This is a genomic window from Streptomyces sp. M-16 (assembly GCF_052114405.1).
In the GTDB taxonomy this organism is placed as follows: Bacteria; Actinomycetota; Actinomycetes; order Streptomycetales; family Streptomycetaceae; genus Streptomyces.
Genome location: NZ_JBFRER010000030.1, coordinates 1 through 24,309, shown reverse-complemented (window position 1 = coordinate 24,309; position 24,309 = coordinate 1). Strand labels below are relative to the sequence as shown.

The following is a 24,309-nucleotide window of genomic DNA, read 5'->3' as shown; positions in this document are numbered from 1 at the left end:
GTGTCACGGCGGCGCGCCGCGACGGGTGCGGTGAGGATCGGGGCATGGGCTTCGTACTGCCGGTCCTCTTCGCGCTGTTCGCGGCGTTCAGCAACGCCCTCGCGACGGTCCTCCAGCGGAGGGCCTCGCTCACGGTGCCGCAGAGCGACGGCTTCCGCTTCGGGCTCGTCCTCGATCTGCTGCGCCGCCCCGTGTGGATCGGCGGGATCCTCGCGGTGATCGCGGCCGGCGTGGGCCAGGCCGCGGCGCTGGCGACGGGCGCGCTGTCCCTCGTACAGCCGCTGTTCGTGCTGGAGCTGCCGCTCGCCCTGCTGATCGCCTCGCTGCTGGGCGCAGCCGGCTGCCGGGGGCGCTGTGGCTCGCCGTGGCCGCGGTGGTGGCGGGCCTGGGGACCGTACGGGTGGCCGCCTCGCCGACGGGCAACCGCACGCACGTTCCGCTCGACCGGTGGGCGATGGCACTGCCGGCGTGCACCGCGGCGCGGACGTCCCGGCTCGATGGCGACACCCCCGTCCGGTTGCGGCCGGGCCTGCGCCGGCGGGTGTCCCTACCCGCGGGCACGTGGAACTGGCCTTCCACGACAAGACCCTCCGGCTGCCCCTGGCCATCGCGCGCACCATGCTCAGGAATCCGCCGCTGCTGGTCCACGCGGGCCCGCGCGCCCCGGGGCGGCGCCCCGGCGCGCAATTCCGGGAGGCCGGCGGAAGTGGCGAGTAAACGCGGGCTCCGCTGACGGGAAAGGGTCTCGCACACCACCGCGTTCGCCCTACATGCTGAATGAGGCGCCGGGTGGGCGATGGTCTGCTTTCGCCCGGTCCGCCGCGTACCGCTGCTCGTCCCCATCATTTCCGGGGCCACGCCCCGGTCATCATTTTCGAAAGGGGCTTTCATCACCATGCGCCGCATCACCGCACTGGCCGCCGCCGGATTCTCCCTCGCCGTCGTCCTGGGGTCCGCCCCCCTGGCCACGGCCAGCGAGAACGCACCCGCCGCCTACACCTGCAACTCCGGGAACTTCTGTATCTACAGTGGCTGGAACGGCGGCGGGGAGCGCTGCGAGTTCTCCGAAGCCCAGAAGGCGAACACGGCCGACAACTGCGGCTTCATCCAGCGCGGACTCAATGTTCTTTCCGTGTGGAACGGAAAGAACAACCGGGTCCAGTACTACACGCAGACGAATTACAACGCACGGGTCGGATCGACCCCCGGTGGCGCGGGCGGCAACCTGATGGGCAACTACCAGATCCGGTCCTTCAAAAAGCAGTGACCATCCGCCGGCGGAGGGGAATCCGGCCTTTCGTGCCGACGGTCCTCGACGGCTCGCCGCGCGGGCGGGATGGCGCGGCCCTACGGTGGTGATGTCGTCCCGCTCCCGGCGGCAGGAGGCCGCGCCGTGAAGCCGATCCCCGCTGGGCTGCGCCGCGCCTGTGTGGCCGTTGCCGCCGCGTGCGTGCTCATCGCCCCGGTCGCTACGGGCTCCGCGTACGGGGCGCCCGCCCCGACCCGCGCGACCCCTTCCCCGCCGGCGGACACCAGCTTTCCGAAGCTGACCCCGGCCGTCGCGGCGAAGCTCGACGCCGCCATCCTCGCTACCCTGCGCGAAACCAAGGTTCCGGGCGTGATCGTCGGCCTGTGGGCGCCGGGCAAGGGCAGCTACGTGAAGGCCTTCGGCGTGGCCGACAAGGCGACGTCCGCCCCGATGACGCCCGACCTCCTGGTCCGCATCGGCAGCGAGACCAAGACGTTCACGGTCACCGCCCTGCTGCAGCTCGTCGACCGGAAGAAGGTCGCCCTGGACGACCCCATCGGGCGGTACGTTGCAGGAGTGCCGAACGGTGACCGCATCACCCTGCGCCAGCTCGCGGGCATGCGCAGCGGGCTCTTCAACTACAGCGAGGACCCCGCCTTCGACAAGGCGTTCGCCGCGGACCCCGACCACCCCTTCACCCCGCGGGAGTTGCTCGGGTACTCCTTCAAGCACCCGGTGCAGTTCGCCCCGGACGCCAGGTTCGAGTACTCCAACACCAACCTGATCCTGCTCGGCCTGGTGGTGGAGAAGATCACAGGCCGCCCGATCGGCGACGTCATCGCCCAGGACGTTCTGAAGCCCGCGGGGCTGCACCACACCCTCTTCCCGGCCGGCGCTGAGTTCCCGAGGCCGCACGCACGCGGCTACACGAACCAGACCGCCAGCGGGAAGATCGAGGACTCCACCGACTGGAACCCCTCCTGGGCCTGGTCGGCCGGAGCGATGATCTCCGACCTCCAGGACCTGCGCAGCTGGGCGAAGACCGTCGCCACGGGCACCCTGCTGACGCCCGCCACCCAGGCCGAACGCCTCAAGACCCGGCCCGTCGGCATTCCCGGCGCCGGCTACGGCCTGGGCATCTTCGACGTCCAGGGCTGGATCGGCCACAACGGGTCGATCCCCGGGTACGAGACGCTGACCGTCTACCTGCCGCAGGAGAAGGCGACGATGGTCGTGCTGATGAACACCGACGTCACGGTCGGCGGCCAGGAACCCAGCACCCTCTTCGGCGAGGCGATCACGAGCGTCGTCACCCCCGGGCACGTCTACCCGGGTCACAAGCCGTCCGTGTCCACGGGCCGCTGACCGCCCGGTGCGCGGGGACCGGATCCGTGCATTATGCTGATCTTGTTCTCGCGGCCGTGGAAACACGGTGGTGGGACCGGCGTTGGTGGTCCAAGGAAAGACACCCCACTTCCCGTGGGGGAATGCAGGTGCAAGGCCTGCCCAGCGCTCGACCGAAAGGCCCCGGCCTCCTCAGGGAGGCCGGGGCCTTCGTTGCGTTCGCCGAGAGGGCGGCGCGGGTCAGCGGGCCGCGCCGAAGTCCTGCGTCCAGTACTGGCCCGGCTGCGAGAGGCCGACCCCGATCTCCTTGTAGGAGCAGTCGAGGATGTTCCGCTTGTGGCCCGGGCTGTTCATCCAGCCCTCCATGACCTTCGCGGCCGTGGGGTAGCCGTAGGCGACGTTCTCGCCGTACGTCCTCCACACGTATCCGGCATCGGTGATGCGCCGGCCCGGATCGGAGCCGTCGGAGCCGGTGTGGGACATGGTGGCGTGGGCGGCCATGTCGGCACTGTGGTCCTGCGCGGCCTTGGTGAGCTTGTCGTTGACGGTGACCGCCGGACACCCGACCGCCGCGCGCTCCTTGTTGACGAGCGCGACGACCTCGGCCACGGGGCCGGAGGGCGCTGCGGAGGCCTGGGGAGCCGCGGGCGCCGCCGTCGCGGCCGGCGGCTGTGCGGGCTGCGGTGCCTGCGGTGCCTGCGGCTGCTCGGCGGTCGGCGCGCTCTGGTCCGCGGGCTCCACCGGCGGCTCGGAGGCCGGCTCGGCGACGGGCTCGGCGGGGGCCGCGGGGGCGGCCGCCTCGACCGGGGCTTCCACGGGCGGCTGCGAAGCCGGGCCCCCGAAGGCGGCTGCGTCGCCCCAGGGCCGGCCGTCGTGCCTGGCGGCGCCGGCCGGCGCGGGCCCGGAGCCCTGCGGGCCCAGGCACGCCATGGCGGCAGAGGGGACACCCACGAGGGCCAGGGCCCCGAGGGTGACGATTATTTTCCGATGGTGCGTCTTCTTACGGTGCTTCCGCATGCCTGACCTCACTCGGTGATCGCGAAGCTTCCGGCGCCGGACCGCGAGGACGCCGGAGGAGCCGCCATTCTTAGAAACCCGGCAGCGGCCTGGCAAGCCGTGGCCCCCGCACCGCCGGGGGACGCAAGGGTGCGGCTTGAATCGTCCGGAAGATCGTGCATGTCCTTGCCGCAGCCGGCCGGGCACGCATCTGACGCGGCACTAGGACACCTCGCCACCAGCCGCGTTGCCCCGAACAAGACGGGAGGCTCTGATTCCGTTTCCGGCAGAGGCCGGAATGTCCACGTGAAATAGGTACAAAAGCCGAAATGTCGGCGAGGGTGCGGCCGCTGCCGGGCCACCCGGGCCGCCGAGTGGGACGTGACGCATGTCACGCGTTCGCACGGGAACCGGAACGCCCTGCGCCCGGTGGCCCGGCGCCCCCGTGCCACCGGCCACAGGGGCCACCGGTGACGCCGGGCCCGTCAGACGCTGAGCCGTTCCACCAGCCTCCGCATGGTCGCGAAGGCGGGCTTGGGGGTGTAGTCGTCGGTGGTGAGGCCGTACCGGTGGACGAGGCCCGGGCCGGCGCCGTCGGCGTCGCGGAGCGCGAAGTGCGTGTACCCGCTGGGGCCGAGTTCCCCCGCGCGCGCCGAGGCGAGCAGGAGGGGCCCGGCATGTCCGTGGCAGGCACCGAGGTCGACGTCCTGATCGTCGGGGGCGGGCCGTTCGGGCTGACCGCGCGGGCGCTGACGGAGCGCCGGGGCGTGCCCACCCTGCTGGTCGAGCAACGGCGGGCCCTGTCGCCGTTCCCCGCTCCCGGCCGGTCAACGCGCGCTCGATGGAGATCCGCCGTCAGCTCGGCCTCCCCGATGGCACCGCCCCTGACGGCCCGTACGCACCCGACCCGTCAGCCCCGGCGGAACCAGCGGCGGACACCGGACGGGCCGGGGCCGGTCGCGGGCGGGCTCTGCGCGGGGATCGGGGAGGGCACCGCCGCCGCGAAGGGCGGGAGCGTCTTGAAGCCGTCGTGCAGGGTCACCGTCTCGGTGATGCGGTGCAGCGCGGCCCGTACCAGGGTGAGCGGGTGGTCGGGGAACTCGGCGTCCCACTCCTCGTGGTCACCCACGTGGTACGGCAGTCCTCCCTCGACGCCGGGCCCGTACGGATGCGGGGCGAAGTACCGCTCCGAACCCGTACGGGCCAGGACGACGGCCTCCCGGACCCCGGTCGTCGCACCCTCCCCGGCCTGGATCTTCACCGTGGCGCTGCACGTGGCCCGCGGCACCGTCCACGAGCCGAGGAACACCTGCCCGTGGCCGTTCGGCCGCCGGACCTTGACGAGCTGACGGACGGCCGGGACGGAGTCCACCTCGCCCACCACGGCCTCGATCAGGCCCGCGCCGGCCGCGGCGACGGACCGGGCGAGACCGTGGCGGAGCCGGCCGGGGTCGTCGAGCGGGGCGGGCAGGTCCGGGACGAGGCCGAAGAAGTGGACCGACAGGACGAGGCCCCGCGCGTCGGTCCACACCCCCGGCTCCCGCTCGGTGAATCCGGTGAGGTCGAGGTGGGTGATCGGTGTCATGCCCCCCATGATCGCCGAGTGCACCCCGTGCGCTCCTCCGCCGGGGTGGTTCCCGGCGCTCCGCTGGGCGTGGTGCGGCAGGTTCCGCGGGGTGCGGGCGGCGCCCGGTACGAAGCTGTGCGCTGCTTCCCGTACGACGCGCGAGGACCGGAGGTCCGTACCCCCATGACCCACGCACACCCCAGACCGGCGCAGCCGCGCCGCAGACCCGGCGGGAGGGCCGGGTTGCCGGCCGCGCTCGGCCTGGCACTCGTACTCCTGCTGCCCGGCACCGCGCTGGCCGCCCCGGGAGACCTTGACCCCACCTTCGGCCCCGACGGCCGGGTGACGACCGTCTTCCCCGGGTTCGCGGAAGGCCACGACGTCGCACGGCAGGCCGACGGCAAGCTGGTCGTGGCGGGCCTGAGCCAGGACGGCTTCGCGCTCGCCCGCTACAACACCAACGGCACCCTCGACACCACCTTCGACGGTGACGGACGGGTGACCAGCGACTTCGGCGGTGGCGCGCACGTGGCCAACGCGGTGGCGGTGCAGCCCTCGGACGGGAAGATCGTCGTGGCGGGCACCACCGAGGTGCCCGGGGACGGAGGCGGCTGCTGCTTCTTCTCCGTGGCCCGCTACAACACCGACGGCAGCCTGGACGGCGGATTCGGCACCGGCGGCCTCGTACGGGTCGATGAGTTCGGCGGGTCCGCGGACGGCGCGGACGTGGCGGTACAGCCCGACGGCAGGATCATCGCCGCGGGCAAGGGCGGCGGTGGCGGCTTCGCGCTGGTCCGCCTGACCACCGACGGAAGCCTCGACCCGAGCCTCGGCGGGGACGGGGCGGTGGTCGCGGGCTTCACCCCGGCCTCGCCCCAGGACGCCGGGGGCACCGCCCGCGGCATGGCCCTCCAGCCGGACGGCAAGGTCCTCCTGGTCGGCTACGTGGGCAACACCGCCTTCGACATCGGCGTCGCCCGCTACAACGTCAACGGCACCCTCGACACCACCTTCAGCGGCGACGGCATGGTCACCGCGGACTTCGGCGGCACCGAGTTCGGCAACGCCGTGGCGGTCCAGCCGGACGGGAAGGTCGTCGCCGCGGGTGACGGCGGCGCGGGCATCGCCCTGCTGCGCTACAACGCCGACGGCAGCGCCGACACCGGTTTCGGGACCGGCGGACGCCGCTCCGTCGGCTTCCCCGGCGACGGCGGGGGCGCTTCCGCCCTGGCGCTCCAGCCGAACGGCAAGATCGTCATCGCGGGGCAGGCCGACGACCCCAACAGCTCCGAGGCCAACGACTTCAGCTTGGCCCGCTTCAACACCAACGGCACCGTGGACACCGGCTTCGGCGGCGACGGCTTCGTGGTCACCGGCTTCGGGGACTTCGACGCGGCGCGCGGGTTGCTCGTACAGCCGGACGGGAAGATCGTCGCAGCGGGCTACACGGGCGGCTCCGCCTTCGCCCTCGCCCGGTACGAGGGCGGCGACGGCGCATCCCCGCCGCCGCCGAGCGCCGACCTGTCGGTGACGAGGACCGGAACGACCACCGTCAGCATCGGAGACCGTGCCTCGTACACGGTGCGGGTCTCCAACTCGGTGTCCTCCACCGCCACCGCGACCGGCGTCAGCCTGTCCGACACGCTCGCCGGGGCCGGTGTGACCCTCACCTCGGCCACCACCACCCAGGGCACCTGCACGACCACGGCGACCGCGGCCACCTGCGCCCTCGGCAGCCTGGCCCCGGGCGCGAGCGCGACGGTCACGGTCACGGCCGAACCGCGGGCCACCGGCACGCTCACCGGCACGGCCAGGGTCACCGCCACCCAGCCGGACCCGGCCGCCTCCGACAACACGGCCACCTCCACCACCTCGGTGAACAACGCACACGGCTGCACGGTCATCGGCACCAGCGGGGCCGACACCCTGAACGGCGGCTACTTCAACGACGTGATCTGCGCGCTCGGCGGCAACGACACCGTGCGCGCGAGCTACGGGAACGACACCGTCTACGGCGGCTTCGGCGACGACACCCTCGACGGCGGCTTCGGCGACGACACCCTCGACGGCGGCCCCGGCAACGACACCCTGACCGGCTACTACGGCAACGACCGCCTCACCACCACCGACGGCGTCGCGGGCAACGACACCGCCAATGGCGGCAGCGGCACCGACACCTGCACCACCGACTCCGGAGACATCCGCATCAGCTGCCCCTGACCCGGGGCACCATCCCCCGTCGTGCCGTCGCCGCCCCCGCGGCGACGGCACGCGCGCGTCCCGTCCGGTCCCGTCCGGTCCCGTCCCGGTCAGCCGGCCGGGACCGTCACCGTCGGGGTGTTCCACCCGGAGACCCGCAGTCGCGGCGCGGCTCCGCGCAGGTCGCCCGTCCGGTAGGTGGCCGTCAGCGTCGCCGACTCACCCGGCCACAGGCTGATCTGGTTGTCGCTCCACCGCACGGGCAGGACGGGCGCGCCACCGGCGCCCACCAGATGGACGTCGGTGAGCAGGGCCGGTGTGTTCCCCGTGCCCGCGTGGCGCACGGTCACCGTCGTCGTGGACGTCCCGGACCCGTCGTCACGCGTCGTCGAGGCCGTCGAGGAGACGGCCGTCCGCGCCATGGTGCTCAGACCCGTCAGATCGGCGTAGGAGGTGGTGGGCGTGTGGTACCAGTCGGTTTCCGCGTAGTCGAGCACGTCCGCCTCGGTGGACAGCCAGTAGACGTTGCGGCTCACCTTCCGCCCGGCGCGGTCGGTGAGCAGCAGCCGTGCCAGGTAGGTGGTGGACAGGCCCGGGACCGAGGCGGGGACGGTGAGCGCGGTCGTGCTCGCGCCGTAGCCCGCGACGTCGAGCCCGGTCACCGTCCGGTCGTACGCCGGCTCGCCGTCCGTGCCGAACAGCGTGACCCGCGCCGTCAGCCCGGAGGCCCCGGACGTCCGGTTGTTGACGACGGTCACCGCGCGGTCGTCGTAGCCGTACTGGACGTGCAGCGGCTCGTTCGCCTTCTTCGCCCCGAAGTAGGCGCCGCCCTGGTCGAGGTAGCGGTCCACCAACTGCCAGTGCAGCGAGGTCCAGCCGCTGTCGAACATCCAGTAGACGACGCCGGTGGACGGCTCGGAGGCGTCCTTGGCGTTGCGGGCGTACGCCTCGAACTGCGCGCGCACGTTCTCGTACTGCGCCAGCTGCGCCTTGCGCACGTAGTCCTCCAGGCCGCTGGGGGGACCGTAGCGGTTCGACAGCGCCTCGTCGTACAGCCCGAGCGTCGAGAAGGTCGCCGAGGGGGAGCGGTGGTACTGGGCGGCGGACGGATCCTTCCAGAGGGTTTCCAGCTCGGCCGGCGACATCATGCGGCGCAGCGTGTCGAGGGTCGGGACGTCCGGACCGGCGCTGGTCTCGGAGTTGAAGCCGGTGGCCCCGCCCTCCCGCTTGTCGTACCAGTACGAGGGCGGGACCCAGTCGTACGGGCCGGTCATCTTCATCCCGGAGTTCCCGCTGATCGGCGCGGAGGCGTTGGAGGCCGCGGGAATCACCGGGGCCGTCCAGTCGGCGGCCTTCAGAGCGTCGAGGTACCCCTGCTCGATGGTCCGGTTCGGCGCGAAGTCGCTGCCGATCAGGAAGGAGACGACGCTGGGGTGGTGGCGCAGCCGGGCCGCTTCGGCGGCCATGGAGGCCTTGGCCACCGGGTAGTCGGTGGCCTCCCACCGCTCGCCGGCCTCGGCGCCGTTGACCTCCCCCTCCCACTTGCCGCAGCACTCCCAGCCGGGGAGCGTCAGGATCCCGTACCGGTCGGCGAGGTCGAAGAACTCGTCGGGCTCGATGTGCCCCTCCAGCCGCAGGGTGTTCAGACCGAGGTCGAGGGCGTACCGCAGCCGGTCCTCGACGTACGCCGGGTCCCAGCGCAGGAACTCGTCGGGGGACCAGCCGCCCCCCTTGATCAGCAGCGGGCGGCCGTTGACCTCGTACTGCCGGGCGCCGTCGGCGTTCAGCGGGGCCCGCACCTCACGGATCCCGAAGGACTGGTGCGCGGTGTCGGAGGGCGTGCCGTCCACGGTCGCGGTCAGGTCGAGCGCGTACATCGGCTGCCCGCCCATCGAGGCGGGCCACCACACGCGGGGTGCGCGCAGCCGCAGCGCGGGGTGGTCGGCGGGGGAGAAGACCACGGTCCTGGTCTCGTGGGGCGCGAGGGTGACGCGGCGGCTGACGGCGGCCGGACCGGCGGTGCCGGACACCGTGGTGGTGACGGTGGCCGGTGAGTCGTTGCGCACCCGGGCCTTGACGGTGAGGTCGGCGGAGGACATCGACGGCAGGGCCAGGGAGGTCACCACGTGCGCGTCGCCCAGGGCGACCGGTCCGCCGCGGCGGACCGACACGTCCCGGACCAGGCCCATGTTCCCGTCGGGCGGCGGTTGCAGCCAGTCGAGCCAGCCCATCGTGAGCCGTTTGCGCGGATCGTTGGGCTGGACCCGGAAGGCGACGGTGTTGGTGCCCGCCGTGATCAGATCGGTGACGTCGAGTTCGTGCCGGGTGTACGCGCCCGCGACCGTGGCCGCCGGGGAGACGAGGCGGCCGTTGACGAAGACGTCGGCGGCGGAGATGACCCCGCTGAAGTCCAGGTACGTACGCAGGGCCGGGTCGGTGACGACGAAGTCGGACCGGTACCACCAGGGCACGGCGAAGTCCGCGGCCGGGACCCGTTTCAGACGGGTGGAGTAGAAGGGGTCGGGGTGGACACCGGCCGCGAGCAGGGCCGCGAGGACGGTGGAGCGGGATCCGGCCGGATACCAGCCGGCCGTCGGATAGCCCGGCCGGGAGACGGCGGCCCCGGGGTCCGCGACCCCGGCGGTCGACCGGATCGCGTACCCGGACAGGACGGTCCGGGCGCCCGGTACCGAGCCGACCCGGGTCGCCGCGGGCAAGGGGGCGGGCTGCGGAGCGGGCGGCACGCGGGACGTGCCCGCGGTGAGGGTCAGGAACAGGGCGATGACGGCCAGGGCGGCGGTCCGTCCGCGCAGGGGGGCGCGACGGTGGAACAAGGGGGTCCTCCCGCAGGGGACGGGGGCGGATTCCGCGCCGTGCCGAGTCTGCCACGGCCGGGCACGCGGACGGCGGCGACAGCCCGTGGGCGGGCCCGCGAGTACGGCGGTGCGGGGAGGGCGCCTCCCGGGCCGCGCGCCGACGGTGGCATCCTGGTGTGAGGTTTCGTGGCCGCTGTCCGGCCGGGTTGGTCTCGTCGGCCGGGAGTACGCGCTGAACACCGTCATAGCCGAGTCGCTGTCGCTCGCCCTGTTGCTGGGCGTGCTGGCCTTCGCCGTCGTACGGCCGCGCGGGCTGCCCGAGGCCACCGCCGCCGTACCGGCCGCCGCGGCGCTGATCGGGCTCGGGGTGGTCTCCCCGCAGGCCGCGTGGGAGCAGACCCGCGAGCTGCTGCCGGTGGTCGGCTTCCTGGCGGTGATCCTGGCGCTCGCCCGGCTCTGCGCCGACGAAGGACTGTTCCGGGCGGCCGGTGACGCGGTGGCCCGCAGGTGCGGGAGCGGTCCGAAGACCCTGCTGGGCGGGGTGTTCGCCGTCGCCGCGGTGATCACCGCCGCACTGAGCCTGGACGCGACCGTGGTGCTGCTCACCCCGGTCGTGTTCGCGACGGCCGCCCGCATCGGCGCCCGGTCCCGGCCGCACGTGTACGCGACCGCGCACCTGGCGAACTCCGCCTCCCTGCTCCTGCCCGTCTCCAACCTGACCAACCTGCTGGCCTTCACCGCCAGCGGCCTGTCCTTCACCCGGTTCGCCGCCCTGATGACCCTGCCCTGGCTGGCCGCGATCGCCGTCGAGTACGGGGCCTTCCGCCGCTTCTTCCGGGCCGACCTGGCCGCCGCACCGGCGCAGCGGCCGAGCACCGGGGAGGACGCCGCGCCGGTGCCCCGGTTCACGCTGGTGGTGCTCGCGCTGACGCTGGCGGGATTCGCGCTGGCCTCGTTCGCGGGGGCCGGGCCCGCCTGGGCCGCCCTCGCGGGCACCCTCGTTCTGGCAGGCCGCGCGCTGGGCCGGCGCCGCACGACGCCGCGCCGGCTGGTCGCCTCCGCCGCGCCCGCGTTCTGCCTGTTCGTCCTGGCCCTGGGCATCGTCGTACGGGCCGTGGTCGACCACGGCCTCGGCGACGCCCTCGCCGCCGTTCTTCCCGAGGGCGACTCCTTCCGCGCCCTGCTGGCCACGGCCGCGGTCGCCGCGCTCCTGGCGAACCTGATCAACAACCTGCCGGCCGTCCTGGCCCTGCTCCCGCTCGCCGCCCCGGCCGGCCCCGGTCCCGTCCTCGCCGTGCTGATCGGCGTGAACATCGGCCCCAACCTGACCTACGTCGGCTCGCTCGCCACCCTGCTGTGGCGGCGCATCGTCCACGATCACGACCACCGGGTGGCCCTCGGCGAGTTCAGCCGCCTCGGGCTGCTGACCACTCCGGCGGCGCTCGCGGCCGCGGTGGCCGCGCTCTGGGCCGCCCTGAGGGTGATCGGCCCCTGAGCCCGGCCGGCCCCACGGACCTCGCTGGCCCGGCAGGCCATGGCCGGAGCGGGACGGCCTCCGGTGCCACCGGGCGCCGCGCCGGACTGCCGAGGGTCGCGGACGAACCGTCGTGGTCACACGTGTCATCCGGAGTGCCGGGAAAGGTGCCTGTTCCGAGGCCTCGCCAGAGCCTGAACGCCGTCGTCCTGGGGATCGTGAGCGCCGTGAGGGCGCGGCCCGCGGAGGGGCGGAATCGTCCGGCCCGCCTCCTCCTGACTCGTGTAACCTCGGCGTAGGCAGGTACGAACCGAGCACGAGGAACGTCGAGCGACGTCATGGCCGAAGAAACCCCCGTCCCCGCCCCGATCACCAGCGCCGACGTGGCCCGCCTCGCCGGGGTGTCGCGCGCCACCGTCTCCTTCGTCCTCAACGGCACCCGGGGCCACCGGGTCAGCGAACCCACGCGCGCCCGCGTCCTCGACGCGGCCCGTCGGCTCGGGTACGTCCCGCACGCCGCCGCCCGGTCCCTGCGCGCCGGACGCAGCAACCTCGTCCTCCTGCCGGCGTCGGTCTCCGCGCTCGGCCGCCTCGTGAGCGAATGGGTCGACGACCTGTACGGCGAACTCGACCGCCACGGCTACACGGCGGTCCTGCACGCCGGTCGGTTCACCGACCCCGTCGACGCCGCGCGGGCCTGGGCCGAACTGCGCCCGGCGGCGGTCATCGCCCTCGACGGCGACCGCCTCACCGCCCCGGCGGCCGACCTGCTGCGCCGCGCCGGGGTCCGCGGGGTGCTGGCGTTCGCCTCCGGTCCCGTGCCCGGCGTCCACACCGGCGGCTTCGACCACGCCCACATCGGCGCCACCGCCGCCGAGCACCTCATCGCCCGCGGCCGGACCCGGATCGGGGTCGTCATGCCGCGTGAGCGCGGCCTCGGGACCATCGCCGGGCCGCGCCTGGCGGGGGTCGAGGCGGTCGCCGCCCGCCACATGGCCACCGTCACCCCGGTGGAACTGGCCTACACCCGGGAGTCCGCGACCGGGCTCGCCCGGCGCTGGAGGAGCCTGGACCTGGACTCCGTCTTCGCCTACAACGACGAGTACGCCGCGCTGCTCCTGCACGCGCTGCGGGCCGAGGGCGTCATGGTGCCCGACGAGGTGGCGGTCGTGGGTTCGGACGATCTGGTCCTGTCCGGGTTCCAGCAGCCCGCGCTCACCACGATCCGCCTGGAACTGCCCACGCCCGCCCGGATCGCGGACGCCGTGCACGAGCTGATCGAGACCGGTGCGACCGGGCCCGTCCCCGCGACGGAGGCCGTCCTCGTGCACCGCCGGTCCTCCTGACCTCCTCGCCTCCGCCCGGTCGGCCTCCGCCCGCCCGGCCGCTTCCGCCCGCCCGGCCGTCCCCCGTCCGGCCTCCCGGCCCGTGCTTCCCGCCCTCCCGGCGGATACGGTCGCGTGCGCTCCGGACGGCGGGTCCGGGTCCCCGGCCGTAGGGTGGAACTGCCAGGAGGAGGCGCCGTGGCGGCATCGCCCCACGGCTGTGCGCGTCCCGCCGAGGCCGGGCGCGCGCCCGCCCCGCGGCCGTCCGAGAGCGGCCGCCACCGAGGGCCGCGTGCCGTCGGCGGCTCTCCACGACCCCCTACGAAGGGGAATTTCCATGCGCAGCAACAACAGCCGGATCCGCCGTGTCTGCGTCGTCGCCTGTACGGCCCCGCTGCTCGTGTTCGGCAGTGCCCTCACCGCGAGCGCCGCCCAGGCGGCGTCACCGGCGGTGGCGCCGGCCGCCGTCACCCGTGCCGTGCGGCAGTCCTCCGCGAGCGAGATCCTCGCCCTGGTCAACGCCGAACGGGCCAAGGCCGGTTGTGAGCCCCTCAAGGAGGACCCGCGACTCATGCAGGCCGCCCAGGCCCATGCCGACGACATGGCCGCGAACCACCTCACCGCGCACACCGGCTCCGATGGTTCCAGTGACCTGCAACGGATGGAACGGGCCGGCTACTCACCCGCCGGGCCTTCCTCCGAGAACGTCTCCGGACCGGGCCACCACTCCTCGAAGTCCCACGTCGACGGCTGGATGGCCAGCAACCGCGGGCACCGCGCCGCCATTTTGAACTGCACCTACAAGGAGACCGGGATCGGGACGAGCGGCGAGTACGCCGTCCAGTTGTTCGCCGTCCAGTCGCGGTAGCGGCGGACAGCGGCGCCGTACGCCGTACGCCGTGCCCGTCATGGCCGCCGGATCGGGGGAGCCGCCATAGCGCGGACCGGGGCGCCCGCGGCCGCCCCCGGCGGTCGCGGACGGATCCCCGGTCGGGCGCGGAGGAGCGCGGGGTGGCGGGGCCCGCCCGGTCGGGTTGAGAAGGCTCAGGTCCCCGCCGCCTCCAGGTGGCGGGCCAGGAACGCCACGCTTTCCGCGACGATCGCCGGGACCTCCGGGGAGCCGAGGAAGATGTGGTCGGCGCCCTCGACGGGGCGCAGTGCGACCTCTCCACCCGCCTCGGCCAGGGCGCGGGCGAGCGCTTCGCTCTGGCTGAACGGGACCAGGCCGTCACGAGTCCCGTGGACCAGCAGGAACGGCGGCGGCTTGGGGCCCGCCGCGTAGGTCACCGGGCTCGCGGCACGCGCCAGCGCCGGTCGCTCCGCCTCGGTGCCGCCCAGGAGGGCGGCGTACGGGTCGGGGTACCCGGCGCCGGCCGCCGGTGCGGGCACCGGGTGCCCGGCGAGGGCGACGAGGTCGGAGACCCCGTACCAGTCGACGACGGCCCGTACCCCGGTGTCTCCCGCGCCGACTCCGTGCGCGCCCTCCAGGGCCTCCGCGTCCGCGCTGCCGGGGCCGACGAGGCCCGCCAGCGCCGCCAGGTGGCCGCCCGCGGACTCGCCCCACACGGCCAGCCGGTCCGGGTCGATGCCGAGGGTCCCGGCGAAGTGGCGGACGTAGCGGATCGCGGCCTTCACGTCGTGGAGCTGCGCGGGGAAGGGGGCTTCGAGGCTGTGCCGGTAGTCGACGGAGACGAGTGCGAGCCCGGCGTCCAGGACCGAGCCGTGCAACAGGGCGGCGGGCACGGTCGGCGGCGGGTAGCGGCGGTCGCCGTCCAGCCAGCCCCCGCCGTGGATCCAGACGACCGCCGGGAACGGTCCCGCGCCGACGGGGACCCGGACGTCGAGGAGGCGGGGGCGGTAGCCGGGCGTGGTGGCGTAGGTGACCCCGTCGAAGCGGCGCACGCCGTGCTCGTCCGTCACGGCCGGCACCGGGGGCCGGTAGGGCGGGGGAGGCCAGGTCGTGTCGGCCGGGCCGGGCTCCGCCGGGTAGGGCTCGGCCGGGTGCGATCGCGTCATTGCGGCCCTTCTGCCGGCCCCGGGCGCTGCGGCGCTCCGTCCGAAATGCCGGCACGTGGAGCCTGGGGGGGAGGTGCGTGTTACACGTGTAATCACGACTCTAGCGAACGTCCGCCTCTCCTGCGACCGCGGATGGCTGCGTCTTGAGGCCGCCGACGGTGCGACCGCCCTGCCGCGGCTGCCCGGACCCGCCGCCGCGGTCACCCGGGACGCCGAGGACGGCCGCGGACTCCTTCTCGTCCAGCTGCCGGCCGCCGAGGCGGGCGGCGAACTCCGTGCCACCGTCGACGAGTTCGGCACATCGGTGTGGGTGCGCGTCCCCGCCGCCCGAACCGGGGCGCCCCGCCGATCGGTCGCCGATCAGCGCGCCCCGACGGCCTGTCCCGGTGCGCGCCGCGGGGTGCGGCCCCGGGGCCCCGGGGACAGCGCCGCGCGCAGCGCCGGGGCGAGGACGCGGCGGGCCTCCGCCGGGGTGAGCGCCGCCGGGGTGGGGAGGGGGTTGAGATAGCGGGTGTAGACGAGACCGCCGAGGATCGTCACCACGGCCGTCGCCCGCGCCGTCGCGTCCCGGCCGCCGAGGAATTCAACGAGCCGGGCCAGCAGTTCGTGTTCCAGGTACTCGCGGATCGCCTCGGCGGCCTCGTCGCCCCGGGCGGTGAGCCGGCGGAAGTCGGCGTCCTCCCACAGGCCCGTCACCGCGTCGATCAGGCGGTCGGGGAGGGTGGCCGGGTCTCCGCCGAGGACGTCGTCCACCGTCAGCGCGGTGGCGCACTGGAACTGCATCACGTCCGCGAACAGGCCCTTCTTCGAGCCGAAGTGGTACGAGATCAGGGCCGGGTCGACCCCGGCGGCCCCGGCCACCGCCCGCAGGGTGGTGCCGCGGTAGCCGTGCTCCAGGAACAGCGAACGGGCCGACGCGACGATCGACTCGCGGGTCGGCGGATTGCCCCGGGGGCGGCCCCGGGGGCGGGCGGGGGCGGCGACGTCGTTATTCATCACCGTTGAGCCTGCGTTTCGTGATCGGCACAGTCAAGGGCGTTCCACCGACCACACGAAGGGACTCCCCGACATGATGCGCATCGCAGTCTTCGGCGCGAACGGTCCGACCGGCCGCCACCTCACCGACCAGGCCCTCGCCGCCGGCCACGAGGTCGTGGCCGTGACCCGCCGCCCCGGCTCCCTCCCCACACGGCCGGGTCTCACCGTGGCCGTCGCCGACGCCACCGACCCGGTGGCGGTGAGCGCCGCGATCGACGGGACGGACGCCGTGCTCTCCGCGCTGGGCGCACGCCCCGGCGGCGGGACCGTCACCACGTACTCGGCGAGCGCCACCGCGATCACCTCGGCCATGGCCCGCCACGGCGTCCGGCGCCTGCTCGCCGTCACATCCAGCGTCGCCGACCCGAACTGGCGCCCCACCGGCGCGCACTTCTTCAACCACGTCTTCGACCCGTTGGTGAACCGCCGGCTCGCCCGCCCGGTGCACGAGGACATGCGCCGCATGGAGGCCGCCGTCCGGGAGACGGACCTCGACTGGACCCTCGTCCGTCCCTCGGGCCTCTTCGAGCACCCCGTCGTCACGGACTACCGCACGGCCGAGAGCAGCGCGGACGGCGTGTTCACCGCCCGTACCGACCTCGCCGCGAGCATGCTGCGCGAACTGGGGGAGCGGCGCTACGTCCGTACGGCCATGGGCGTCATCACCACGGCCGTGAAGTCGAACGTCGCCAAGCTGGTCTGGAACGAGGGCGTGAGGAAGAAGTGAGCCGCCCGGCCGTCCGGCTCCCTTTCACGGCAGCCGAGTTCCTCAACCGCCCCGATCCGGGCGTCCTCACCACCCTCCGCGCCGACGGCACCCCGCACGCCGCCCCCGTCCGCTTCACCTTCGACGCCGCCGACGGCCTCGTCCGGGTGACCACCCGGGCGGGGGCGCGCAAGGCCCGGAACGTGCTGGCGGGCGGCCCGGCGGCCCGGGTCGCGCTCTGCCAGGCGGACGGCTTCCGCTGGGTCACCCTGGAGGGCCGGGCCCGCGTCACGGACGACCCCGGGCGGCTGGCCGAAGCGGTGCGGCGCTACACCGACCGCTACCGCACACCGCCGCCCGCCCCGTCGGACCTGGTCGTCGTGGAGATCGCCGTCGACCGCGTCCTCAGCCTCAACCTCTGATGTCCCCCGACCAGAAAGCGGACCCACACCACGATGCCCACGCTCCCCGTCCTCGGATCCACCCTCCACTACCGGGAGTCCGGCGACCCCGACGGGCTGCCGTTCGTCTTCCTCCACGGCAACCCCACCTCCTCCCACCTGTGGCGCAACGTCCTGCCCGGTGTCGCCGCGCCCGGCCGCCGCCTGCTGGCCCCCGACCTCATCGGCATGGGCGACTCGGGCAAGCCCGACCTTGCCTACTCCTTCGACGACCACGCCCGTTACCTCGACGCCTGGTTCGACGCCCTCGGCATCGACGAGGCGGTGCTCATCGGCCACGACTGGGGTGGTGCCCTCGCCTTCGACCGCGCCGCCCGCCTTCCCGGTGCCGTCCGCGGCCTCGCCTTCACCGAGACGATCGTCAAGCCGCTGGTCGGCGACGAGTTCCCGGCCGCGGGCCGGCAGCTGTTCACCCTCCTGCGCACCCCCGGGGTGGGCGAGCGGATGATCCTGGAGGAGTCGCTGTTCATCGAGGGCCTCCCGGACACCCTCGCCACCCCGCTCGCCCCCGCCGACCTCGATGTCTACCGCCGGCCCTTCCCCACACCGCACAGCCGCCGACCGGTCCTGGCATGGACGCGGATGATGCCGCTGGACGGCGAGCCCGCCGACGTCGTGGCCCGCGTCGAGCGCTACGGGTCCTGGCTGGCCTCCAGCCCCGAGGTCCCGAAGCTGCTCGCGGCCTTCGAGCCGGGACCGGGCGCGATGACCGACCGGGGGGCGGTGGCCTGGTGCGAGCAGAACATCGCAGGTCTGGAGACGTCCCACCACGGGCCCGCCGGCCACCATTCCCCCGAGGACCGGCCCGGGGAACTGGCCGCGGCCATCAGCTCCTGGGCCGACCGCCACGGGCTGGCAGGACCCCGGCCCGCGTCCGTGGAACCGGTCGGCCACGACCGCGGTCACGGCGCCCCGGCCGCGTGACACCCCCTCCCGCCGGGTCGGCGGACCTGACGGGATGCCGTGACCACCATGCCGACCGGCGTCACGCCCGCCACCACGACCGCCCCGCCCCCCGCTCGGCCGCACTGCCCGGGCGGGGCGGGGAGGGAGCCCGAACGGCTCGAACGGCTCGCCCGACTGCCCCCGGCCGGGGTGGAGCCGGGATTCTCCGGGGAAGGCGAACTCCTGGAGGCCCTCGCCACCGACACGGCGGCCGAGGACGCCGAACTGATCTCCGTACTGCCGGCCTGGGAACCCCGAATCGATCCGGCCGACCTCGCCGAGCAGTCGGGGCTTCCCGTGGAACGCGTACGGGCCGCCCTCACCCGCCTCGGCACGGCGGGCCGGGTCGGCTATGACATCGCCGAAGCCGCCTGCTTCCACCGCGAACTGCCCTACGACGCCCGCCGCGCCGAGCGCCACAACCCCCGGCTGGCCGCCGCCCGCGCACTCCTGGAGACGGGCGCCGTCACGCTGGACCCTCCCCACGGGGCCGTCGTGGCCTCCGGTGAACGCCGCTACCGGGCACGCGAGTCCGGCGGAGCGCTCAGCTGCACCTGCCAGTGGTGGGCCGACCACCGGGGTCGCCGCGGCCCCTGCAAGCACGCCCTCGCCACCCGGATGGCCCTGCGCGCCGCCACGGCCGCGCCCGCCGCGCCCTCTGCCTCTGGCGCTTGCGCCGCATCAGCCGCCTCCGCCTGAGCGTCCACCGCCTCCACCCCTCCCTCGCACCCCTCCCTCGCACCGCCTCCACCGCCCCGACCGGAGCCGCACGATGAACACCACCCACGAAGAACTCCTCGCAACCGTCCGCGAGGGCCGCACCGCCGAACTCCCCGGGCTCATCGAGCCCCTGGACCGCGACCGGCGCAAGGCCCTGCTCGCCGGGCTGCGGGAACTGCGCGGCGAACTGCGCGCTTCGGGCTGGGACCGCTGGCAGGAACGGGACCTGATGAGCCCCGCCCTGCTCGTCGCCGGAGCCGGCTGCAACACCGGCGCGGCGGCCACCGCCGCCTGGCTCGGCGCGCGCGACCTGCGCCGCTGGCGGCAGCTCCCCACCGACCTCCTCCTCGACGTACTGGCGGGCCGGGACCCGCAATGGCTCGGCGACCTCGCCCACCGGCTGGCCGCCCGGTCCGCCACCGCCGAAGAGGACTACCCGCTGATCAGTGAACTCGTCCGGCTCGCCGGGTGCCCGATGCCCACGACCGACGGCTGCGCAGAGGGCTGGGCGGCGGCCGTGGGCGCGTCCCGCACCCCGCTCCCGACCGCCCTGCGCGGCGACCCGCACCTCACGGCGCTCGTCCCGCGCCTCTTCGAGACCGCCGAACCGGTCCGCGCCCTCGTCGGGCGCTGCGACCCGGACGATCCCCACCACTGGCCCGCCGCGCTGGCCGGCCTCGCCGCGGACGGACACCTGGACCGGGCCGCCCTCCTGGACGGATGCACCGCCCGCCTGCTGCGCGGCGGCAAACCCGCACAGCTGAAGCCCTACCAGGCCATCCTGCAGGGCCTGCGCCCGACCGACGCCGAGGAAGGGGAGCGCGCCGCCGACTGGATCGCGCTCACCGCGGACGCCCCGTCACCCGTGGCCTGGCAGGCGCAGCGGACACTGGCCCGGCTCGCGGCGGCGGGCCGCCTCACCCCCCGTCTGCTCACCGAGATGTCGGCCGCCGCCCTCTTCCGCCCCGAGAAGAAGCTCGTCCGCGCCCAACTGGTCCTCCTCGGCAAGGAACTGCGCCGGGACCCGTCCGCCGCCCCCGCACTGCTCCCGGTACTCGGCGACGCCTTCGGGCACCCGGACACCGACATCCAGGAACGGGCACTGAACCTGGCCGCCGCCCACCTCACCGACGACCCCGGACCGCGGGCCGAACTCGCCGACCAGGCCATGCTGCTGAGCCCGGCCCACCGGGGCCGGGCGGTGGACCTCTTCGGAGCGTCCGCCACCGCGGCCGAGGACACCGAGCCCTACGGGGAGATCCTGCCGCCGCCCCCGGTACCGGTCCCGATCGCCCCCACCCCGGAAACGGTCGCGGAGACCGTGGAACTCGTCGCCGCACTGGTCAACTCCCGTACCGTCGACGTCGGCGAGTTCGAACGCGCCCTGGACGGCCTGGTCCGGCACTCTCACCGGGACCGCGCCGCCCTCGCCGAGGCGCTGCGGCCCGCACTGGCCGGTCGCTGGTGGATCGATCCCGAGCAGTCCCGGTACTACACCACCTCGGTGCAGCTGCCCGGCCTGGAACACGTCGCCGCCGCCGTCCTGGACGTGAGGCCGGCACGCGAGGTGCCTCCGGCACTCGTCGGCGGGCGCAGCGACTGCCACCACACCGGGCTCCGTCTCGCCCACCACGCGCGCCTGGCCGAGGCCGCACGGCGCATCACGGACCGGCCGTTGCCCTTCCTCCTCGCCACACCCACCGCGCAGAGCGGCTCCCTGGACCCCGAGGTCCTCGTCACGCGGCTCGCCGAGTACCGCCGCCTCGGGGAGAGCCCCGCCCCGGCGGATTTCGCGCAGGCCCTGCTGCGCGTCCGCCGCGACCCGGCCGCCGGCCCCGCGGCGGCCGCCCTGGGCACGCCGGAGGGGGACCGGCTGGCCGCGTGGCTGGGCCCGGACGGCGAGGGCGCTCCCGTCACCCGCCGCCTCGCGCCGGCCATGCGGTACAGGTACTCCCAAGAGCCCGAGCGGATCGTCCTGGACACCGGGGCGCGTCCGGAGGTACTGCGGGACTTCCCGAACCCGTTCCGCGCACTGGCCCGGCCGCGCGACGCCTCCGAGCGCTGCTGGGACGCGGGGGACGACATCGCGCTGATCGCCGTCCTGCCCGAGGACCGGGAGACCCTGGCGGCGTGGTGGCTCCCGGCCGTCACGGCCTGCGCGGTCCACGGGGGACGCGGAGGGGCGGCGGTCCTGCCCCGGCTCGCCGCAGCCGGCGGGCCTGCGGGCCCGGCCCTGCACCTCGTGATCGCCGTCGGGCTCGGAGCCCGGCACCCCGAGGACCGGCTGACCGCCGTGGACGCGCTGCTCACCCTCGCCGCCCGCGGCGAACTGGACCCCGTACGCCTGGGCACCGACCTGGCCGAGCTGCTCGGCCTGGGCACGGTCAAGCCCAACCAGCTCGCGGACTCGCTGCGCACGGCCGCCGCGACGGGTGCCCACGCGACCACGTGGGCCGTACTGGGCGCCGCACTGCCCGCGTTGCTCGCCGGCGGGGGCAGCGGCACCACCACGGGCGTCGGTACCGGTGAGCTGCTCGCGTTGGCCGCCGACTGCGTGGACGGTCCGCAGCCGCCTCCCCCGAACCGGCCGGCCTCGCCGCCGCGGCGGCCGGCACCGGCCGCTCCCGGCTGGTCACCCAGTCCGCCCGCCTGCACGACGCCCTGCACCGCAACCGGCGCGCGGCCGAATCCCGGGTGGTGCCGCTGCCGTGACCGCGTGGGCGACACCGGTTCCGGGGGTACGGGTGGCCGTGGTTCGCGGGCCCGACGCCCGCGCAGGCCCCGCTGGAGACGGCCCGCAGGACGCTCAGTCGACGCAGAACTCGTTGCCCTCGACGTCCTGCATCACGATGCACGAATCGTCGCCGCCGTCGTACAGCAGTCGCACGCGCACCGCGCCGAGCGCGATCAGGCGTGTGCACTCGGCTTCGAGCGTGGCGAGGCGCTCTTCGCCCACGAGCCCGGTGCCGACCCTCACGTCGAGATGCACCCGGTTCTTGCCGGCCTTGCCTTCCGGAACGCGCTGGAAGTACAGCCGCGGGCCCACCCCCGAGGGGTCGCTGCAGGCGCACCACGAACCCCGGTCCTCAGGAGACCGGGAGCTTTCGTAATCGTCCCAGGTGGCGAACCCGCTCGGGGCAGCCATGACGTAACCCAGCACCTCGCACCAGAAGCGGGCGACGCGCTCGGGCTCCGCGCAGTCGAAAGTGACCTGGAACTGCTTGATCGATGACATCGGCGCACCATAGCAGTGGGGCTCCGCCGCCCATCTCCCGTTGGGGACCCACACGTTGGCGAGGGCGGCCGCACCGCCCGGACGGGGGTCCGTCGGCCGACCGGGCACCCCGCTCATCCGTACGCGCGTTCGCGGCCGGTCGACGCGCGCATCCGCCTACCGGGCATTTCGGCTCGGTTTTCGCCACTCTGGGCGCAGTCGACGCCACCGGAGGGCTTTCCGCCCCGCGCTTCCGGCCGACGGCTCCCGGATCGTCCCCGCCGGGTTTCCCCTTCCTTCCGCACGCCCCCGACGGAAAGCGTCACGATGGCCACGATGCGAATGTCCTCCGCCCGCCGCACCACGACCGGCAGCACCATCCCCTACGACGTCGGCCTGCCCGTACTGCGCCTCGTGCTCGGCGCGATCATGGCCGTTCACGGGACCCAGAAACTGTTCCGCTGGTTCGACGGGCCGGGCCTGGGCCCCACCGGCCGCTTCTTCGAGAAGGCCGGCTACCCGGCGGGCGAGACCATGGCGGCGATCGCCGGTCTGACCGAGACGCTGGGCGGGCTGGGCCTGATCCTCGGCCTCCTCACCCCCTTGTCCGCCGCGGCGGTCGTCGGCGTGATGATCAACGCCGTCACGGTCAAGTGGACCGGGGCCGTGATCGGTCTGGAGGGCGTCGAGTTCGAGGCCCTGATCATCGCCTCTGCCGTCACCCTCGCCCTCACGGGCCCGGGCCGCTTCGCCCTCGACCGCTTCCTTCCCGTGCTCCGCGACCACCGGCCGGTCTACGGAGTCCTGGCCCTCGCCCTGGCGGTGGTACTGGCGGCCGGCGTGCTGCTGACGCGGGACTGACCCGGACCTCGGACCCCGGACTCCGGACCCCGGGCGCATCCGGTCGGCAAGACCGGCTCAGGCGTGACCGAAAACCGGCATTCGGGGAATCCCGGATGTATATCCTCGCTCTCCACAACGCGGGCGACGTACTCCTGGAGGCAACATGAGTGAGCGGCCGGTCCTTCTGCCCTACACCGATCCGGCCTTCGTCGCGGACCCCTTCCCCCTGTACGCGAAACTGAGCGAGGACGGCCCCGTACGCCACGTCCTCATCGGGGGTGGCCTGGAGGCCTGGCTCGTCACCCGCTACGAGGACGCGCTCGCCGCACTGTCCGACCACCGCCTCAGCAGCGACGTGCGCGACGCCGCCGACACCCGCCTCCTCCAGCAGCTCCCCGAAACGGAACGCGAGTCGATGCTGAGCAACATGCTCCGCAGCGACCCGCCCGACCACACCCGGCTGCGGCGGCTGGTCTCCAAGGCGTTCACGGCCCGCCGCGTCGCCGCCATGCGGCCCCGGATCCAGGCCGTCACCGACCACCTGCTCGACGCGGTCGCCGAGACCGGCCGGGCCGACCTCATCGCGGACTTCGCGCTCCCGCTGCCCGTCACGGTGATCAGCGAACTGCTCGGCGTGCCGGTCGACGACCGCCACGACTTCCAGCGATGGACCGACCGCATGATCATGCGGGGCCCCGAGCTGCCGGATCCGGCCGTCGTGAACGAGGCCTGGCAGCACATGCGCGCCTACGTCACCGAGCTCATCCGCGCCAAACGACAGGACCCCGGAGACGACCTGCTCGGCGCCCTCGTCACCGCCCGGGACGAGGAGCAGCGGCTGTCCGAGGACGAGCTGATCGCCATGGTCTTCCTGCTCCTGGTCGCCGGGTACATCACCACCGTCAACCTGATCGGCGGCGGCATCGCCATGCTGCTCGCCCACCCCGACCAGCTCGACCTGCTGCGCTCCGATCCGGGACTGCTGCCCGGCGCCATCGAGGAGTTCCTCCGCTACGACGGCCCCGTCAACCCCGGCATCGCCCGTTTCGCGCGCGAGGCCACGGAGATCGCGGGGGTGGCCGTCCCGCGCGGCGCGACCGTGCTGATCGGCGCGGCCGTCGCCGACCGCGACCCGGCACGCTTCCCCGCCCCCGAACGACTGGACATCACCCGGCAGGACAACGCCCACCTCGCCTTCGGACACGGCATCCACTACTGCCTGGGCGCACCCCTGGCCCGCCTGGAGGGCCAGATCGCCATCGGGACCGCCCTGCGCCGGCTTCCCGGACTCGCCCTCGCCGTGGCGCCGGACGAACTCCCGTGGCGGCCGGGCGGGCTGCGCGGGCCCGAGGCACTGCCGGTGACCTTCACCCCCGGCGGCTGAGCGGGGTGCGCC

General features: G+C 74.3%; 17 protein-coding genes and 5 pseudogenes. 16 read left to right on the top strand and 6 right to left on the bottom strand.

Annotated elements, in window-relative coordinates:
* Window positions 1-44: 44 nt before the first annotated feature.
* The 4 genes and pseudogenes from AB4039_RS16295 to AB4039_RS16280 all read left to right on the top strand — a co-directional run.
* A pseudogene (locus AB4039_RS16295) lies at window positions 45-481 on the top strand (DMT family transporter); the annotation flags it as partial.
* An 80-nt stretch (window positions 482-561) separates the two neighbouring features.
* Complete coding sequence (locus tag AB4039_RS16290; RefSeq protein WP_442271053.1) at window positions 562-717, top strand: hypothetical protein; 156 nt, start codon at window positions 562-564, stop codon at window positions 715-717.
* A 178-nt stretch (window positions 718-895) separates the two neighbouring features.
* Window positions 896-1,267: a peptidase inhibitor family I36 protein gene (locus tag AB4039_RS16285; protein ID WP_266847198.1), complete on the top strand. Its 372-nt coding sequence runs from the start codon at window positions 896-898 to the stop codon at window positions 1,265-1,267.
* A gap of 126 nt (window positions 1,268-1,393) precedes the next feature.
* Window positions 1,394-2,614 carry a serine hydrolase domain-containing protein gene (locus AB4039_RS16280; protein WP_266847197.1) on the top strand — a complete coding sequence of 407 codons (1,221 nt, stop codon included), beginning with the start codon at window positions 1,394-1,396 and terminating at the stop codon, window positions 2,612-2,614.
* Window positions 2,615-2,833: 219 nt separating this feature from the next.
* On the opposite strand, the gene AB4039_RS16275 is transcribed toward AB4039_RS16280, so the two are convergent.
* Window positions 2,834-3,544, bottom strand: coding sequence for a CAP domain-containing protein (locus tag AB4039_RS16275; protein WP_442271030.1), 711 nt, complete (start codon window positions 3,542-3,544; stop codon window positions 2,834-2,836).
* A gap of 722 nt (window positions 3,545-4,266) precedes the next feature.
* Between AB4039_RS16275 and AB4039_RS16270 the strand changes: the two are divergent.
* A pseudogene (locus AB4039_RS16270) lies at window positions 4,267-4,347 on the top strand (hypothetical protein); the annotation flags it as partial.
* A gap of 152 nt (window positions 4,348-4,499) precedes the next feature.
* Here the strand turns inward: AB4039_RS16270 and AB4039_RS16265 are convergent.
* Window positions 4,500-5,174 carry a hypothetical protein gene (locus AB4039_RS16265; protein WP_442271029.1) on the bottom strand — a complete coding sequence of 225 codons (675 nt, stop codon included), beginning with the start codon at window positions 5,172-5,174 and terminating at the stop codon, window positions 4,500-4,502.
* A 165-nt stretch (window positions 5,175-5,339) separates the two neighbouring features.
* Here AB4039_RS16265 and AB4039_RS16260 point away from each other — a divergent pair, with 165 nt between their 5' ends.
* Complete coding sequence (locus tag AB4039_RS16260; RefSeq protein WP_442271028.1) at window positions 5,340-7,376, top strand: calcium-binding protein; 2,037 nt, start codon at window positions 5,340-5,342, stop codon at window positions 7,374-7,376.
* 89 nt (window positions 7,377-7,465) lie between these two features.
* Here AB4039_RS16260 and AB4039_RS16255 read toward each other — a convergent pair whose 3' ends face one another.
* Window positions 7,466-10,189: a glycoside hydrolase family 2 protein gene (locus tag AB4039_RS16255; protein ID WP_442271027.1), complete on the bottom strand. Its 2,724-nt coding sequence runs from the start codon at window positions 10,187-10,189 to the stop codon at window positions 7,466-7,468.
* Between the two features lie 226 nt (window positions 10,190-10,415).
* Between AB4039_RS16255 and AB4039_RS16250 the strand changes: the two genes are divergently transcribed.
* The 3 genes from AB4039_RS16250 to AB4039_RS16240 all read left to right on the top strand — a co-directional run bounded on the left by AB4039_RS16250 (window position 10,416) and on the right by AB4039_RS16240 (window position 13,838).
* Entirely contained in the window at window positions 10,416-11,666 is a 1,251-nt protein-coding gene (locus AB4039_RS16250; RefSeq protein ID WP_442271051.1) for an SLC13 family permease, read from the top strand.
* Window positions 11,667-11,983: 317 nt separating this feature from the next.
* Window positions 11,984-12,991, top strand: coding sequence for a LacI family DNA-binding transcriptional regulator (locus AB4039_RS16245; RefSeq protein ID WP_442271026.1), 1,008 nt, complete (start codon window positions 11,984-11,986; stop codon window positions 12,989-12,991).
* 316 nt (window positions 12,992-13,307) lie between these two features.
* Window positions 13,308-13,838 carry a CAP domain-containing protein gene (locus AB4039_RS16240; RefSeq protein WP_266847191.1) on the top strand — a complete coding sequence of 177 codons (531 nt, stop codon included), beginning with the start codon at window positions 13,308-13,310 and terminating at the stop codon, window positions 13,836-13,838.
* A 176-nt stretch (window positions 13,839-14,014) separates the two neighbouring features.
* Here AB4039_RS16240 and AB4039_RS16235 read toward each other — a convergent pair whose 3' ends face one another.
* Entirely contained in the window at window positions 14,015-14,986 is a 972-nt protein-coding gene (locus AB4039_RS16235) for an alpha/beta hydrolase fold domain-containing protein (protein ID WP_442271025.1), read from the bottom strand.
* Window positions 14,987-15,346: 360 nt separating this feature from the next.
* Window positions 15,347-15,982: a TetR family transcriptional regulator gene (locus tag AB4039_RS16230; RefSeq protein WP_442271024.1), complete on the bottom strand. Its 636-nt coding sequence runs from the start codon at window positions 15,980-15,982 to the stop codon at window positions 15,347-15,349.
* A gap of 76 nt (window positions 15,983-16,058) precedes the next feature.
* Between AB4039_RS16230 and AB4039_RS16225 the strand changes: the two genes are divergently transcribed.
* The 5 genes and pseudogenes from AB4039_RS16225 to AB4039_RS16205 form a co-directional block, all read left to right on the top strand.
* Window positions 16,059-16,751 (top strand): NAD(P)-dependent oxidoreductase, encoded by a 693-nt coding sequence (locus AB4039_RS16225; RefSeq protein ID WP_442271050.1) that lies wholly within the window; start codon window positions 16,059-16,061, stop codon window positions 16,749-16,751.
* Window positions 16,748-17,152 carry a TIGR03618 family F420-dependent PPOX class oxidoreductase gene (locus AB4039_RS16220; RefSeq protein WP_266847188.1) on the top strand — a complete coding sequence of 135 codons (405 nt, stop codon included), beginning with the start codon at window positions 16,748-16,750 and terminating at the stop codon, window positions 17,150-17,152. The genes AB4039_RS16225 and AB4039_RS16220 overlap by 4 nt, the downstream gene beginning before the upstream one ends.
* 21 nt (window positions 17,153-17,173) lie before the next feature.
* Window positions 17,174-18,115: pseudogene (locus AB4039_RS16215) on the top strand (haloalkane dehalogenase); the annotation flags it as partial.
* 180 nt (window positions 18,116-18,295) lie between these two features.
* A pseudogene (locus tag AB4039_RS16210) lies at window positions 18,296-18,835 on the top strand (SWIM zinc finger family protein); the annotation flags it as partial.
* 73 nt (window positions 18,836-18,908) lie between these two features.
* Window positions 18,909-20,624, top strand: a pseudogene (locus AB4039_RS16205) (DUF6493 family protein); the annotation flags it as partial.
* Window positions 20,625-21,662: 1,038 nt separating this feature from the next.
* On the opposite strand, the gene AB4039_RS16200 reads toward AB4039_RS16205, so the two are convergent.
* Window positions 21,663-22,091, bottom strand: coding sequence for a VOC family protein (locus tag AB4039_RS16200; protein WP_266847186.1), 429 nt, complete (start codon window positions 22,089-22,091; stop codon window positions 21,663-21,665).
* A 306-nt stretch (window positions 22,092-22,397) separates the two neighbouring features.
* On the opposite strand from AB4039_RS16200, the gene AB4039_RS16195 reads away from it, so the two are divergent.
* Entirely contained in the window at window positions 22,398-22,931 is a 534-nt protein-coding gene (locus tag AB4039_RS16195; RefSeq protein ID WP_442271023.1) for a DoxX family protein, read from the top strand.
* 145 nt (window positions 22,932-23,076) lie between these two features.
* On the top strand, window positions 23,077-24,297 hold the full coding sequence (locus tag AB4039_RS16190) for a cytochrome P450 family protein (protein WP_442271022.1): 1,221 nt from the start codon (window positions 23,077-23,079) through the stop codon (window positions 24,295-24,297).
* The last annotated feature ends 12 nt before the right edge of the window (window positions 24,298-24,309 follow it).

Excerpts from the sequence above, each read along its gene's own strand:
- AB4039_RS16285 (WP_266847198.1), top strand. The coding sequence starts at position 896 with ATGCGCCGCATCACCGCACTGGCCGCCGCCGGATTCTCCCTCGCCGTC.
- AB4039_RS16265 (WP_442271029.1), bottom strand. The coding sequence starts at position 5,174 with ATGACACCGATCACCCACCTCGACCTCACCGGATTCACCGAGCGGGAG.
- AB4039_RS16260 (WP_442271028.1), top strand. The coding sequence starts at position 5,340 with ATGACCCACGCACACCCCAGACCGGCGCAGCCGCGCCGCAGACCCGGC.
- AB4039_RS16245 (WP_442271026.1), top strand. The coding sequence starts at position 11,984 with ATGGCCGAAGAAACCCCCGTCCCCGCCCCGATCACCAGCGCCGACGTG.
- AB4039_RS16240 (WP_266847191.1), top strand. The coding sequence starts at position 13,308 with ATGCGCAGCAACAACAGCCGGATCCGCCGTGTCTGCGTCGTCGCCTGT.
- AB4039_RS16235 (WP_442271025.1), bottom strand. The coding sequence starts at position 14,986 with ATGACGCGATCGCACCCGGCCGAGCCCTACCCGGCGGAGCCCGGCCCG.
- AB4039_RS16230 (WP_442271024.1), bottom strand. The coding sequence starts at position 15,982 with ATGAATAACGACGTCGCCGCCCCCGCCCGCCCCCGGGGCCGCCCCCGG.
- AB4039_RS16225 (WP_442271050.1), top strand. The coding sequence starts at position 16,059 with ATGCGCATCGCAGTCTTCGGCGCGAACGGTCCGACCGGCCGCCACCTC.
- AB4039_RS16200 (WP_266847186.1), bottom strand. The coding sequence starts at position 22,091 with ATGTCATCGATCAAGCAGTTCCAGGTCACTTTCGACTGCGCGGAGCCC.
- AB4039_RS16195 (WP_442271023.1), top strand. The coding sequence starts at position 22,398 with ATGGCCACGATGCGAATGTCCTCCGCCCGCCGCACCACGACCGGCAGC.
- AB4039_RS16190 (WP_442271022.1), top strand. The coding sequence starts at position 23,077 with ATGAGTGAGCGGCCGGTCCTTCTGCCCTACACCGATCCGGCCTTCGTC.